Annotated in this window: 14 protein-coding genes and 1 rRNA gene; 11 read left to right on the top strand and 4 right to left on the bottom strand. The window is 34.9% G+C overall.

Going from position 1 to position 15,094, the window contains the following annotated elements; all coding sequences use genetic code 11:
* Window positions 1-3 precede the first annotated feature (3 nt).
* Window positions 4-828 (bottom strand): oxygen-dependent coproporphyrinogen oxidase, encoded by an 825-nt coding sequence (gene hemF, locus HUB92_RS03355; RefSeq protein WP_064124995.1) that lies wholly within the window; start codon window positions 826-828, stop codon window positions 4-6.
* A 160-nt stretch (window positions 829-988) separates the two neighbouring features.
* Between hemF and HUB92_RS03350 the strand changes: the two genes are divergently transcribed.
* From HUB92_RS03350 to HUB92_RS03340, 3 genes are all read left to right on the top strand, one after another.
* The gene (locus tag HUB92_RS03350; protein WP_151807519.1) at window positions 989-3,469 is read left to right on the top strand and encodes an ATP-binding protein; all 2,481 of its coding nucleotides are present in this window, start codon (window positions 989-991) and stop codon (window positions 3,467-3,469) included.
* Between the two features lie 90 nt (window positions 3,470-3,559).
* Window positions 3,560-4,402 carry a ParA family protein gene (locus tag HUB92_RS03345; RefSeq protein WP_006280226.1) on the top strand — a complete coding sequence of 281 codons (843 nt, stop codon included), beginning with the start codon at window positions 3,560-3,562 and terminating at the stop codon, window positions 4,400-4,402.
* Window positions 4,399-5,250, top strand: a complete 852-nt coding sequence (locus tag HUB92_RS03340) for a ParB/RepB/Spo0J family partition protein (RefSeq protein ID WP_209472355.1) — start codon at window positions 4,399-4,401, stop codon at window positions 5,248-5,250. Before HUB92_RS03345 ends, HUB92_RS03340 begins: the two co-directional genes overlap by 4 nt.
* A 112-nt stretch (window positions 5,251-5,362) precedes the next feature.
* Here HUB92_RS03340 and HUB92_RS03335 read toward each other — a convergent pair whose 3' ends face one another.
* Window positions 5,363-5,539, bottom strand: a complete 177-nt coding sequence (locus HUB92_RS03335) for a hypothetical protein (protein WP_179943664.1) — start codon at window positions 5,537-5,539, stop codon at window positions 5,363-5,365.
* A 509-nt stretch (window positions 5,540-6,048) separates the two neighbouring features.
* On the bottom strand, window positions 6,049-6,663 hold the full coding sequence (locus HUB92_RS03330; RefSeq protein WP_209473323.1) for a tetratricopeptide repeat protein: 615 nt from the start codon (window positions 6,661-6,663) through the stop codon (window positions 6,049-6,051).
* Between the two features lie 153 nt (window positions 6,664-6,816).
* Between HUB92_RS03330 and HUB92_RS03325 the strand changes: the two genes are divergently transcribed.
* From HUB92_RS03325 to HUB92_RS03295, 7 genes are all read left to right on the top strand, one after another.
* Window positions 6,817-8,321: ribosomal RNA gene (locus tag HUB92_RS03325) — 16S ribosomal RNA — on the top strand.
* Between the two features lie 100 nt (window positions 8,322-8,421).
* Complete coding sequence (sdhC, locus tag HUB92_RS03320) at window positions 8,422-8,799, top strand: succinate dehydrogenase, cytochrome b556 subunit (RefSeq protein WP_010963112.1); 378 nt, start codon at window positions 8,422-8,424, stop codon at window positions 8,797-8,799.
* Entirely contained in the window at window positions 8,796-9,152 is a 357-nt protein-coding gene (gene sdhD, locus HUB92_RS03315) for a succinate dehydrogenase, hydrophobic membrane anchor protein (protein WP_010963113.1), read from the top strand. The genes sdhC and sdhD overlap by 4 nt, the downstream gene beginning before the upstream one ends.
* 84 nt (window positions 9,153-9,236) lie before the next feature.
* Entirely contained in the window at window positions 9,237-10,475 is a 1,239-nt protein-coding gene (locus HUB92_RS03310) for a hypothetical protein (protein ID WP_209473321.1), read from the top strand.
* Window positions 10,476-10,587: 112 nt separating this feature from the next.
* Window positions 10,588-10,656, top strand: coding sequence for a sugar phosphate nucleotidyltransferase (locus HUB92_RS07105; RefSeq protein ID WP_209473369.1), 69 nt, complete (start codon window positions 10,588-10,590; stop codon window positions 10,654-10,656).
* Window positions 10,657-10,708: 52 nt separating this feature from the next.
* Window positions 10,709-11,475 (top strand): IS5 family transposase gene (locus tag HUB92_RS03300; protein WP_410543338.1). Its coding sequence is split into 2 segments (ribosomal slippage): window positions 10,709-11,036 and window positions 11,036-11,475, totalling 768 coding nucleotides; the frame shifts between segments, so codons are not numbered across the junction.
* Window positions 11,463-12,734, top strand: a complete 1,272-nt coding sequence (locus HUB92_RS03295) for a sugar phosphate nucleotidyltransferase (RefSeq protein ID WP_209473367.1) — start codon at window positions 11,463-11,465, stop codon at window positions 12,732-12,734. The genes HUB92_RS03300 and HUB92_RS03295 overlap by 13 nt, the downstream gene beginning before the upstream one ends.
* A 199-nt stretch (window positions 12,735-12,933) precedes the next feature.
* Here HUB92_RS03295 and HUB92_RS03290 read toward each other — a convergent pair.
* Window positions 12,934-13,700, bottom strand: a protein-coding gene (locus HUB92_RS03290) for an IS5 family transposase (RefSeq protein WP_410543338.1) whose coding sequence is annotated in 2 segments (ribosomal slippage) — window positions 12,934-13,373 and window positions 13,373-13,700 — 768 coding nt in all. Because the reading frame shifts where the segments join, the coding sequence is not laid out codon by codon here.
* Between HUB92_RS03290 and HUB92_RS03285 the strand changes: the two genes are divergently transcribed.
* Window positions 13,675-14,925, top strand: coding sequence for a hypothetical protein (locus HUB92_RS03285; RefSeq protein ID WP_244663116.1), 1,251 nt, complete (start codon window positions 13,675-13,677; stop codon window positions 14,923-14,925). The two genes, HUB92_RS03290 and HUB92_RS03285, sit on opposite strands and share 26 nt — an antisense overlap.
* Window positions 14,926-15,094: the final 169 nt, after the last annotated feature.

The raw sequence follows: 15,094 nt of genomic DNA, 5'->3' as shown, positions 1-15,094 counted from the left end.
TCTCTATAACCACTTAACAAGTGGTGGCATTGACATCATAATTGCATCTGGATTGCCGTCAGTCATTAAACCAAACCTTGTGCCACGATCGTATAACAGATTGAATTCTACATATCTGCCACGTTTTATTAATTGATTTTCTCGTTGTTCTTTTGTCCAAGATTTTTGTATATGTTTACGTATGATGTGCAAATAAATTTCCAAAAAGGCTTCACCTACTGCTTTTGTGAACTCAAAATCGTTTTCCCAGTTGCCAGAACTCAGATTATCATAGAAAATGCCACCAATACCACGTGGCTCTTTTCTGTGTTGTAAGAAAAAATAATTGTCACATTGCTCTTTAAATTTTGGATAATATCCGGTGTCAAATCTATCACATGTCATTTTGATTGATTCATGGATATACTTGCAATCTTCTTCATTTTTATATATTGGCGTAAAATCCATTCCTCCACCAAACCATTGTTTTGAAGTATATATCAGCCTTGTGTTCATATGTGCTGCAGGGATAAGGGGCGATTGCATATGAGACACTAAAGATATACCGCTTGCCCAGAACTCTCCGTTACTTTCACTTGCACCAGGAATTTCATTAATGGCTGAATCTGCAAATTTTCCGTGTACTTTTGAAACGTTTACTCCAACTTTTTCAAAAACATTACCAAAAATAATTGTAGATTCACCACCTCCACCACCTGGGCGATCCCACTTTCTCTTTTCGATTTTTGGCTCTGCGGATGATTGTTTTTCAATTAATAAGAAAGATTCTATAATCTTATCTCTTAGTGCACAGAACCATTTAAATGCTTGTGTTTTTTGTTTTTCCATAATATCCTCTTGCTAGCTTATTAACATTGTTATATCTGATATTTAAGGAACTTAATTAGATTTGGATGATAATTATCTATCAAAGACGTTAATAAATCTATAATAATTAAATCAATATAATAGAACATTTTCGTATGTACAACAATGCCAAGTAACAATAATGAATAAAAGATACATAGATAACAAAAAAGAGAACAGGGTTGACTTCATACTAAGAAATTATGGAATGTCAATTGTTGTGATGGCAGTTATTATGCTCTTACCTCCAGTAGCAATATCGATACTCTACTTTTTTGATATATATAGTCAGCATATTAATATAGAGATTAATTTATTAGTTAGCATTCTAACAACTCTCTTTATGATGTATAATGTAAAACGCTACAGATACCTACTTAATACTATAGAATTTCAAAATGCAATATTTGCAAATGCACTAAATCATAATACAGAATTTTGCCTTATTTTACATAAAGATGAAGGTATTATTTATGCTGATGCAAGGTTCTACGAAAGGTTTAAAGATCATATAGATGATGACATTACGTTAGACAAGATTCTTGAAATAGGAGATGTTTCAGAAGCAGACAAAAAAGTACTCTATCATGCACTAAAAAATAACTCTTCTGTACAGGTATGCATTTCCTTAAACAAGAAGAATAGAGTATCTAACTTTCTTTTGCTCTTTGAGCCGATACCAGATAATCCCCAAATTGCTATAAATAGTAATAAGATTTTAAATTTATCATTAGTGCCAATAGCAAGGCCAGATGGGTATTTTGTATTAAAAGCAACACAGATAAACAAGGAGCAGATATATGAAGAGTTAATAGAAAAACACAGCATAGGAACTTACATTGCAAATGCCAAAGGGGTGATTTTATCTGTAAATAAAAGATTTTTAGACATATTTGAACTAAAAAAACTGGAAAAAGGTAGCTCAATCAGTGATTTTATATCTCAATCTAAATATAACAATACAACAACCGATAATGAAATTTTGTTTTTTACTATAAGTGGTATTCCATTCAAGGCTTATATGAGCACTGCTATATTTTGTGATAAATACAACCATAGCTATATATATGGCTTTATAACACCAACCGAATCAAATATTGTTGATTATCAATTACACCCTTGTTTTGCAAATTCATCAATTGCTATTGCACAATGTGACATAAACGGCAACTTTGTAAAGAAAAATACGGCACTAATAAAGCTTGCAGGGTCAGATAATAATTCAATCTTTACGTTGATATTGGATAGTTATCATGTGAAAATACGTGAATATTTTTCGAGTAATAGAATAAATAATGCGTCTTTTGATGTACAGCTCAACGGCGGTAATAACATAAAAATATATTTCAATAAGTTTCTTCATAATAAAATGATCTTCATACTTTGTTATTTTATTGACAATACTGAACACAAAAACCTAGAGATAAAGCTTGAGCATTATCAAAAGATGCAAGCTATAGGGCAGTTAGCAGGTGGTATTGCGCATGATTTCAACAATATATTGACTGGGATAATAGGATTTTGCGATTTGCTTTTACTCCAACACTCAGCTGGTGACCCATCTTTTGGAGATATAATACAGATACAGCAAAATGCAAAGCGTGGATCAAATTTAGTAAGACAATTGCTTGCTTTCTCAAGAAGACAGACCTTGCAGCCAAAAATTATTGATGTAAATAATACTATAGCTAATCTTTATGAAATGATAAAAAGATTAATAGGTGAAAATATAAAATTTAATATTTATTATGGTAGAGACTTGGGTGCTGTTAGGGCTGATCAAGGGCAATTAGAGCAAGTTATACTTAACTTAGCAGTCAATGCTAGTGCTGCTATGGAAAAGGGCGGAGAATTAACTATACGAACCTTTAATCAAAAGATTGACTCATTAAATTCTACACCTCAGGATATGTTTTCTCCAGACAAGGAAGCGATTGAACATGGAAATTATGTTGTGATTGAAGTAATTGATACTGGATGTGGAATGACGAGTGATACAACTGAAAAGATCTTTGATCCATTTTTTTCTACCAAAGATATTACCTCTGGTACAGGTCTTGGCCTCTCTACTGTATATGGCATTATTAAACAAACTGAAGGATACATCTATGTTGCTAGCAAAGTAAATCATGGAACTAAATTTAGCATATTTTTGCCCATGGTTTACATATCAGATGAAAATGATAGAGAGGAAGATAGTGAAGAAACAGAAAAACCGGTAGTAAGTGAAATTAAAGGTAATGGTATAATTTTATTAATCGAAGATGAAGATTCAGTAAGGGAATTCATCTCTAAAGCACTCAAAAGAAAAGGATTTGATGTAATAGAAGCAAGCATAGGCAGCGAGGCGCTAGAAATAATCAGTAAAAAAAGTCAACATATAGATCTTATAATCACTGATGTAATCATGCCAGAGGTGAGCGGCCCAGAAATAGTTAAAGAAGCATTGATCCATAGGCCAAATATCAACGTTATTTTTATTTCTGGGTATGCAGAAGATGCTTTTTTAAAGAGTGATGACATCAATATAGAAGATTTTCACTTTTTGCCAAAACCATTCACTCTGAATGAATTAGGAAACAAGGTTCAAAGTGTGTTACACAAAGCAAAAAAGACAGTCTAATTTTAGTGTGGTTAGCAACAAAAAAATTTTCTAATGCAAAAGTTTCTTGCATATATACAATAGAATTATTTTATACATAAGATAAAAGGCGTGAGCAAGATTATTGCAATAGTAAATCAAAAGGGTGGAGTTGGCAAAACCACAACTAGTATAAATTTGTCGACAGCCTTTGCTGCTGTGGGAAAAAGCACTTTATTGGTAGATCTTGATCCTCAAGGAAATGCTAGCACCGGACTCGGGATTTCTTATCGTAGTAGGGAAGAAAAAAACATATACAAAATACTACTAAGCAGCGAAAATAAATTGATAGAATCGGCAATTTTCAATATAAAGGAAATTCCGAATTTATCGCTAATTTCGTCAGTAGTTGATTTGTCAGCTGCAGAAATTGAATTATCGCAACTTGAGCGAGGAAAATTCGTACTAAAAAGCGCATTGGAGAAGATACGCGATAATTATGAGTATATAATCATCGATTGCCCTCCATCACTTGGGCTTCTGACCATAAATGCTTTGACTGCTGCTAATTCTATTATTGTTCCTCTTCAGTGTGAATTTTTTGCTCTGGAAGGATTAAGCCATTTAGTTAAAACTGTGGAGCTAATAAAAAGGAATAACCTAAACCCTTTTTTGGCAATAGAAGGGATAGTGTTAACAATGTATGACAGGCGCAACAAACTCAGTGAACAGATTAAAAACGATATTTGCCAGTATTTAAATGATAAAGTATACAAAACTATCATCCCATTGTATGAGACTGTTATTCCACGTAACGTACGGTTATCAGAAGCGCCTTCTCATGGAAAACCCGCTATTGTGTATGATCTTAAGTGTCCTGGTGCACAAGCATATATAAGTTTGGCAAGGGAAATTTTAAAAAAGCACGCGAGCAGTTGTAAGGAGAAGAAACTAGTAAGCGAGGGCGTAGTATGAAGGATGATAGACGCCTCGGCAGAGGTCTTGCCGGCCTCATAGGCGATAATTATGATAATAAAGAAGATCGACAAGAGCATTTGCCTGTTTCATTACTGCACCCAAGCAAATTTCAACCGAGGAAACATTTTGACGAGGAGTCATTAAGAGAACTTGCAAATTCGATAAAGAAAAGTGGCATTATACAGCCTATCGTGGTACGCAAAGATTCAAATGATGATGGTTATGAAATAATAGCTGGAGAACGTCGTTGGCGAGCAAGCAAGATTGCAAATCTTGATAGTGCACCGGTTATCATAAAAGATCTGAGCGACAAGGAATGCTTGGAAGTATCCATTATTGAAAACATACAAAGGCAAGATATTAATCCAATAGAGGAAGGTGAAGCTTACAGAAAACTGATAGATGAGTTTTTCTATACACATGAGGAATTAGCTTCAGCTATAGGCAAAAGCCGCAGCTACATAACCAATATGATTCGGATGTTGTTGCTCCCTGATAGGGTGAAAACAATGATCAATGAGAAAAAATTGTCTATGGGTCATGCAAGAGCGTTGATTAATGTTGAAAATGCGGAAAGTATTGCAGAAAAAATAGTTTCTCAGGGCTTAAGCGTTAGACAAACTGAAAAACTGATAAAGGACCTACATCAAAACAACAATCAAAAAGAGCAGAGATATACTAGAAATCAAGATATGACAGTAATAGAAGGCGCTATATCTTCTCAACTTGGTTTAAAGATCAAAATTAATGACAACAATTCTAAGGGTAAAGTTATGATACGGTATGATAATCCAAATGAATTGGATTTGATATTGAAAATTTTGAATAGGAAACTTGAGGCATAGCTAGTAGTTGGCTAGCAAAGCAACAAACCAATATCAACTGTTGGTGTCATGAAAGTAGCTGACACTGGAATCCAGGAATTTTATTAAGTTGGTAAGCATAAAAGTATAACTTCTACGTCATACCGCCGCGGTATCCGCTAACAAGCAGCGGGGTGACGATTGTCAGGGTAGCTGTCATCCCAGTGCCCTGACTACTTGGATCCAGGAAAAAGAATGGTGTCATCCCAGTGCGTGATACCCTAGTAGAAATCGTTTTTGTAATTGCAACATTCGTGCAATCTTTAGCCATAAATATTTAAAAAATTTACCAAATGAAAAAAAAGGCAAAAGAAACCCCGTGGTGGTTGGCTATTTACCATGTACTAAAATATCGGCGTTTTTTTTATTCTAAAACGCTTGATTAAGAGCGATTTAGCTGCTTTTAACTTGCAACTAACCTACACCGCAAGTGTTTAAGAAATTTACTAAGCAGGAAAAAAGGCAAAGAAACCCCGTAGTAGCTAGCATTCAAATTCTCCCTTGTCAATTTGACGTTTTTTGCTGTCTTAAACGCTTTGTAAGCGCGTTTCGGCTTATATAGGTAAAAACCCAGAAATTTTTAAAGACATGCGATGCACGTAGTGCGAAAAATTAAACATGAGACGCCAAATACCCTAAGTTTTTTGTCATTAACCTGCACAGATTGCGAAGATAAATAAATAGCTTCAGTTTTATGATAAGGGAGCTGGCGAGGCTTGTCAAGGAAGTTTTTCGTTTCATCCAATGCGCTGCCAAAAGCTATGCAAAAAGTCCAATGAGTTAACTCCCATATATCCGGAGTAGTTCTTGTGCATTAGCCTTTATTAGAGTAGGGCATTTTCTGTCATTTAATAGGGAACGCAATACTTCAGTTGCACCTTTAATGTCGTTATTGTGTATCTTTACTACAGCGATAGCTTCTTGGCTTGAATAAGGATACACTGTACTTGATTCTAAATTATCAATTTTATCTTTATTTATTTTTTCACCGTTGGAGTGAAGTAAGCTCATTACTTCTAAATATTGTGCTAACTCACGCAAAACATTAGGAGCATCTTTATCATCTGCCAAATCATTATAAATAGATGCTGTGTCTGTTGGCATTGAATCTGAGATATGATTGAATGCGCGTTCAAAATTTGCTAAATACTCCCAATTTGAATCTATTTCTTCTAGCAGCGGCTTATTATCTTTTTTTAAGAATAATACTTCGTAAAACTTGTCACCTGCAGTTATAGATTGTTTTGTGTTATCAATGTTGTGCAATAAGTATAATGTGATGCCAACTAACATTGGCGCGAGTGCAAGCAGAAAGATGTATTTTTTCATGGTAATATTCCAAATAGTTATATATTTATACATTAATGCTTTTGATTTGCAAAAACATATTGACATAGTGATTATATCACATAATAATATTCTTAAAGTTGTTTGAATAGTTGGAGATTAAAATATTTCTAAAGTAGAAATAAAGACAGCAGTATTAAGCTAAATTATTTTTTGTCGGATTTATCCGATGTACCCTCAACCTTTTATAGGTTGAAGTCTAAATTTGAGAGTTTGATCCTGGCTCAGAATGAACGCTGGCGGCAGGCCTAACACATGCAAGTCGAACGGAGTTATATTGTAGCTTGCTATGGTATAACTTAGTGGCAGACGGGTGAGTAATGTATAGGAATCTACCTAGTAGTACGGAATAATTGTTGGAAACGGCAACTAATACCGTATACGCCCTACGGGGGAAAAATTTATTGCTATTAGATGAGCCTATATTAGATTAGCTAGTTGGTGGAGTAATAGCCTACCAAGGCAATGATCTATAGCTGATCTGAGAGGATGATCAGCCACACTGGAACTGAGATACGGTCCAGACTCCTACGGGAGGCAGCAGTGGGGAATATTGGACAATGGGCGAAAGCCTGATCCAGCCATGCCGCATGAGTGAAGAAGGCCTTTGGGTTGTAAAGCTCTTTTAGTGAGGAAGATAATGACGGTACTCACAGAAGAAGTCCTGGCTAACTCCGTGCCAGCAGCCGCGGTAATACGGAGAGGGCTAGCGTTATTCGGAATTATTGGGCGTAAAGGGCGCGTAGGCGGGTTAGTAAGTTAAAAGTGAAATCCCAAGGCTCAACCTTGGAATTGCTTTTAAAACTGCTAATCTAGAGATTGAAAGAGGATAGAGGAATTCCTAGTGTAGAGGTGAAATTCGTAAATATTAGGAGGAACACCAGTGGCGAAGGCGTCTATCTGGTTCAAATCTGACGCTGAGGCGCGAAGGCGTGGGGAGCAAACAGGATTAGATACCCTGGTAGTCCACGCTGTAAACGATGAATGTTAAATATGGGAAGTTTTACTTTCTGTATTACAGCTAACGCGTTAAACATTCCGCCTGGGGACTACGGTCGCAAGATTAAAACTCAAAGGAATTGACGGGGACCCGCACAAGCGGTGGAGCATGTGGTTTAATTCGATGCAACGCGAAAAACCTTACCACTCCTTGACATGGAAATTATACCTATTCGAAGGGATAGGGTCGGTTCGGCCGGGTTTCACACAGGTGTTGCATGGCTGTCGTCAGCTCGTGTCGTGAGATGTTGGGTTAAGTCCCGCAACGAGCGCAACCCTCATCCTTAGTTACCATCAGGTAATGCTGGGGACTTTAAGGAAACTGCCAGTGATAAACTGGAGGAAGGTGGGGATGATGTCAAGTCATCATGGCCCTTATGGAGTGGGCTACACACGTGCTACAATGGTGGCTACAATGGGCTGCAAAGTCGCGAGGCTAAGCTAATCCCTTAAAAGCCATCTCAGTTCGGATTGTACTCTGCAACTCGAGTGCATGAAGTTGGAATCGCTAGTAATCGTGGATCAGCACGCCACGGTGAATACGTTCTCGGGTCTTGTACACACTGCCCGTCACGCCATGGGAATTGGTTTCACTCGAAGCTAACGACCTAACCGCAAGGAGGGAGTTATTTAAAGTGGGATCGGTGACTGGGGTGAAGTCGTAACAAGGTAGCAGTAGGGGAATCTGCAGCTGGATTACCTCCTTAGGCTTTGCACATAATTTACCATTTTTAATGATGGTGTTGTTATGTGCTATACTGCTGTCTTTGCTTCTACTTTATTTTAATTTCCCGATAACGGAATTTTATGAGTGATAGACCTCTTTCTCCACATTTACAAATATATAAAGTACAAGTTACTAGTTTTTTCTCTATTATGCATAGATTGACTGGTATCTTGCTATTCCTTTTATTAATGATACTTTCTTGGTATTTCATATTACATGTTTACTTTCCTGAGTTACTTATAGTAAGGTACTTAAATGCATTATTATTCACTCCTGTTGCTAAATTAGCTTATGTCTTATGTTTTATAAGTTTTGTATATCATTTTCTTAATGGTATTCGTCATTTATTGTGGGATGTTGGGCTTAATTTAGAAATTACTGGCGTTTCAAGGAGTGCTATACTGCTGACAGTAACGCTACTTCTTTCTACTATGGCTTTTTTATTTATGTTTATATGAGTCAGTCTGGAAATTCAGTACATCATTGGTGGGTTCAGCGTGTTTCTGCGGTAATTTTACTGTTCCTGTTTCCTTGGTTTATCTATTCATTTTCTTGCACATTTTATACTGATAGCTCTTTGTCTTTTAGTGAAAAATTTATTAATCACCCTCTAGAGCTTTTATTTTTTGTTGTATTGTTGTTTTGCATTTTTTGGCACGCAGTTCTTGGAATGCAGGTAGTATGCGAAGATTATATACACAGCGTACCTTTGAGGATTTTTACAATTACATGCATAAAGTACTTATCAAGCATTACTTATATAACCCTCGCTTTTACAATCTTTATCTTCTACAGGCATATTTTCTTGTAAAATCACCGGTGCTGTGTTAATATATTATTAGTGTACTAGTTTTATTATTGAACTATAGCATTATAGCGATTTTGGTTTGACAATATGTTTGAAGCATTAAAAAAGGGAGCAATAGATCTTACACTTAAAGCAAAAGGTCTGCTTACTTCACCTGAATCTCAAGTTTACGTCGAAGACCTTAGAAAGGTAATGATGTATGATGGAAGGAAATGCCAGTATCCAAAAAATTATGATCAAATTGTACAGTCTGCTAAAATCATAGAAAACAGGGATATGCATGGAAATGCTATACTAGATAAAGATAAAAATCCAACCTATAAACTTTTGTATGGTCAAAAAGATGAGAATGGAGAACAACCAAGTTTCAGATTATCTTTAGTTACCAAAGATAAAGATAATGATAGATCTTATTTTACTATCAATTATATAGACAATCAGGGTAAGCAAATTCCGATAAATGAGTTGCATAAGTCATATTTTGAGCCATTAGGCTTTTCGAGAATGGATTTGAAAAAACACGTGTCAATTTTTGAAGCTGAAAAAACTAAGGATCCTCAATATCCATTTGAATTAACTAATTCTTCTGTGCTAACTAAAGAGGTAAAAAATAAAGGAGGTAAAGTTCAGGAAGTTGTTGATGAAAAAGGAAGAAATGGAGAATTATTATACACTAGTGATTACAAGAAGCTAAGCACCCATTTTTCAGAAATTAGAGATCAGAATGGTAATCTAGAGCTAGATAAAAGTCTTATATCTGTTCCTATCGTTTTTGCTACAAGTTTAGCTAAAGTTTGTACTAAATTGTTGACTTCTCTTCCTATAAAGTTAGGGGAGCATTTAATAAGCGAACAAAACCCAATTGCAAAGTCTTTTGGTTATCTTTTATTTACTCCTGCAATGGCAGTAAAAAATTTAGTGGATATGGGAGCTACCATACTTAAGGCTCCAATTTTATTGTTTGTAGCAAATGAGAAAAAATATGGTGATGCTTACTACACCATGTGGAAACACCAACTGAAAGGATGTTTGGAAGAAGCAAAAAGTGACTTTAATGTTATTAAAGGTGAAGAAAGGCTAAAGCCGGATCATGGGAATCGTGATTCACTAGTGGGCACATGGGATGAGCTTAACGCTAGAAGGCCAAAGAAACAAGGGGATGATAAAGAAGTTAGCAAGAGTAATGAAATACTAAAGAGTCCTGAGGAAGAACAAAATAAGGGTAATGAAATATTAAGTGATAAAAGAAAAGGTCATGTTGAGGAATTACAAAATAGAAGAAATTCACAGCAAGGGCAAGGCGCTACACATGATCACTCTCATTAGCAATTACTTTAAATCAACATTTACTTTCTTTATTAACTATTCCACAACAAAAACTTGCATGTATTTTGCCCTCAGTATAAGATATTAATTATTTAATTAATATCTTAACTAAATGCGCCCTGTAATATTGTGTGGTGGTAGTGGTAGCAGACTTTGGCCTTTATCTAAGAGCCTGTCTTGAAAAGAAATGAGAAAGAGAATATGATGAGATAAGTAAAAAATAGTAGGTAAAAATGTATCCAAGTGATATAAGTGACAAAGAATGGGAAATTTTGGAGCCAAGTGTTGCACAAGGTGCAGTAGGACGGCCAAGAAAGTACAATATTAGAACAATTATTAATGCAATAAGATACATAATGAAAGGTGGTTGCCAGTGGAGAATGCTGCCAAAAGATTTTCCGCCATGGAAAACGGTGTATGATTATTTTCTCAGGTGGCGTAATAGTGGCAAATTGGAAGAAATACACGATATGTTAGTAAAAAAGGTAAGAAAAATGGTTGGCAAAAATGAAATACCTTCGGTAGGAATAATTGACAGTCAATCAGTGAAAACCACTCAAAAAGGGGATCCAGAGGATATGATGCTGGCAAGAAAATAAAGGGTAGAAAACGTCACATCATTGTGGATACAATAGGCCTAATTATTACAGCTGATGTTCATAGTGCAGGCATTCAAGATCGTGATGGTGCTCTAAATCTTTTTACTCAAGCTAAACGAAAAGCTTCAACGCTACAAAGGTTTCTCGCTGATCAGGGATATATTGGTAAATTGCAAAATTACTGTTTATTGAAAACAGGATGTTTATTGACGATTACTAAAAAAGCAGCTGATGCTGTAGGATTTCAAGTTATTCCTAAACGGTGGATTGTTGAAAGAACTTTTGCTTGGCTTTCCAATTTTAGACGTATGAGCAAGGATTATGAGCATTCTCCTCTTACTTCAAAAACTAATATCTCCTTTAATATGATTACTATTATGCTTGCTAAATTAGCTGCTTAGTTCCTTTCAAGACAGGTTCTAAGCCAAAGCAATTTCAGAAAATATTTAGTCAGAACACTATGTTTCACAACACTTTGTTGAGGCTAAAAAGCGATTGTATGCCGCCCATAATTGCTACAAATATACAGTACGAGTCATTAGTGATGGAGGAATTGCATGCACTGCAAGAATATAAAGTGATTTTCGAACCAGTGAAAATTGGAACAGCAGCGGCAATATTAATTGCTGCACTTCTCTGCAATGAAAACGAGACAATGTTAATTCTGCCTTCAGACCATTTTATAGGTGATTTGAATAGTTTTTATGCTTCTACTCAAAAAGCGTCTAAGTTAGCCTCTGAAACTAACTCTATAGTCACTTTTGGGGTTAAGCCTCATGAATTCAATTCTGAATACGGCTATATAAATGCAGTATATGATCAGAAAGAAAAATGTCATATAGTGAAAGATTTTACAGAAAAGCCCGAGCGTAAGTTAAGTAACGATCATTATTGGAACTCTGGAATATTTGTGTTTAAAGCAAAACGCTACATAGATGAGATTAAAAAATCTGCCCCGAATCTTTACAATTTATGTTTTAAATATTTCACACCGCAAGAGAGATTTCTGTATTTAAAACAACGAGATTTTGCAGGAATTGAAGGCATATCCATTGATTACTTGGTGATGGAGAAAGCAAAAAACGTTGCAATGATAGAAGCTAATTTCGATTGGTTGGATGTTGGAACTTGGAATTCAGTTTTAGAATTGAGTGAGAAGTTTAGTAAAGAACCGGCATCATTTCAGCATGTGATTAGAGAAAAAGAACCAGTTTCAACGACAGAAAGTAATAAAAATTTATTGAGTGGAGCTTGTAAGCAACCAAACAAAAGTCTAATTTCATTTATTCATAAAGTTAAGAAAGTAAAGGTGATAAGGAAAGAAGTTAAACCATGGGGATTTTGTAGTATAATTTTAATGAGCGAAAATTTTCTTATAAAATATCTTTTTATCAATCCATTAAGCTGCACTTCTAAGCAATTCCATCACTATAGAGATGAATACCATATAGTGCTATCAGGAGTTGGATATGTTAGTTTAGAAGACAAAGAATATGCTATAGCAAAGGACCATATGATAGAAATCCCAAGGGAAGTTTCCCATAGGATTGAAAATAGAAGCACAAGCTTTCCACTTGAAATAGTTGAATTTCAGATAGGAGAGCATTTATCTGATAATGATATAGTGAGATTGGATGATGTATATGGAAGAATATGGTAACGCCATAAATGCATTTGTTGGCAATTTATAATATGGGTATAGCTGCTTTATGTAAAAAATAATATTTACTAAATCTTAATATTTTAAACCTATACCCATATTTTAATAAATAATGAGTTGTAATTAATATGAAGGATCCATTTAAAAGTGACAATTATAGAGAAAATCTCAGTTTCCTTAGAACCTGTCTTGAAAGGAACTAAGCAGCTAATTTAGCAAGCATAATAGTAATCATATTAAAGGAGATATTAGTTTTTGAAGTAAGAGGAGAATGCTCATAATCCTTGCTCATACGTCTAAAATTGGAAAGCCAAGCAAAAGTTCTTTCAACAATCCACCGTTTAGGAATAACTTGAAATCCTACAGCATCAGCTGCTTTTTTAGTAATCGTCAATAAACATCCTGTTTTCAATAAACAGTAATTTTGCAATTTACCAATATATCCCTGATCAGCGAGAAACCTTTGTAGCGTTGAAGCTTTTCGTTTAGCTTGAGTAAAAAGATTTAGAGCACCATCACGATCTTGAATGCCTGCACTATGAACATCAGCTGTAATAATTAGGCCTATTGTATCCACAATGATGTGACGTTTTCTACCCTTTATTTTCTTGCCAGCATCATATCCTCTGGATCCCCTTTTTGAGTGGTTTTCACTGATTGACTGTCAATTATTCCTACCGAAGGTATTTCATTTTTGCCAACCATTTTTCTTACCTTTTTTACTAACATATCGTGTATTTCTTCCAATTTGCCACTATTACGCCACCTGAGAAAATAATCATACACCGTTTTCCATGGCGGAAAATCTTTTGGCAGCATTCTCCACTGGCAACCACCTTTCATTATGTATCTTATTGCATTAATAATTGTTCTAATATTGTACTTTCTTGGCCGTCCTACTGCACCTTGTGCAACACTTGGCTCCAAAATTTCCCATTCTTTGTCACTTATATCACTTGGATACATTTTTACCTACTATTTTTTACTTATCTCATCATATTCTCTTTCTCATTTCTTTTCAAGACAGGCTCTTAAAGAAGCTATAAAAGCAAGAGATGAGTTAGTAACTATTAGACATTATAATAAAACGGTAAGGGATTTATCTCAGGCATTAAAGCGTTTTACAGATAAGGCAGAAGATGTAGCTAAGTTTGTTATACGTAGTGACTCAATTGATTATGTAAAATCGATGAATGGAAAGCCATCAGGTCTTAAGATATTAAAGGAAATATTGAATAGAATCTCGGGAAGAAATGTTCCAGTTAAGAATATAAGTAGTTTTATTGATAAATTACCTCCTCCTACTTCAATGACAATCTTTGAATATCTAGAGGCTTATCGTAAAATTTCAGGTTTGGAGCAAGTTGAAAGAGGAAATATTGCAATAGCTCCAGAAAAGCCAGAACGCAGTTTTCTAAAAGAAGATAGACAAGTAGAAGTTAATTATAATGATTCAGGCCATGGAAATTCATTAGATGAAAAGCCTGGATACAAAGAGATATCAAATTATCAAGAGAAGAAGAGTAAAATTTTAACAGAAAATTCACAAAGTTCAAAATCGCCTAGAGAAGAGCTAATTTATGTAACAGTTCCTAAAGAACATATGGAAGCAAAAAGAGAACTTAAACAAAAACAACAATCTAAACCTCCAATATTGCCAAAACCATCAATAGCACCCCCATTGCCAAAAAAAATGTTTACTGCTGGTCAAGAAGTTAGACAAAAACCAAAAGTAGTAGGAACTGTTCCTAAATCAACTAAAGATAAACCTGAATTACCACTAAAACTTAAAAAGTTAGGTCATACTGATCAAAAATCAAGCACAAAGCTAGAAATGGTAGTATCTTCTATGGAAAAAGAAATTAATTATAATATCGATATTAAAGTACAAGAGATAAGAAAAAAATTCAAACAAAATCAAGCAAAAGAAAGTCCTAATGCGCAAACTATTGAAAGCAGGACCCCTCCTGTTGCACAAGTGAATATAGATGTGGAGAAAAAAACTAGGCCATCACCAAAAGTTGCTTCCCAATCTCGCTTATTTCCAATGAGGGATGAAATATCTCAGATGAATCCCTTATCAGCAAAATCTGATCCGAGACCTCATGTTAGCAAAAATGCTCTTCTCACAGATGTAAATGTAAAGCAACTAGTTGTACAATTTGAAAATTATGGAAGGAAAGAATTATAACTTATTGAATAAACCCAATAATATTCTTGATTTTTTCTATGTTATAAAAGCACAAGCTCTCCACTTGAAATAGTTGAATTTCAGATAGGAGAGCATTTATCTGATAATGATATAGTGAGGTTGGATGATGTATATGGAAGATTTTGAAATTCTAATGTTAAAGATACTC

The sequence above is a fragment of the Wolbachia endosymbiont of Wiebesia pumilae genome (assembly GCF_017869285.1).
Lineage (GTDB): Bacteria > Pseudomonadota > Alphaproteobacteria > Rickettsiales > Anaplasmataceae > Wolbachia > Wolbachia pipientis.
The sequence above is the reverse complement of the archived record's forward strand: the minus strand, read 5'-3'. Positions and strand labels throughout refer to the sequence as shown.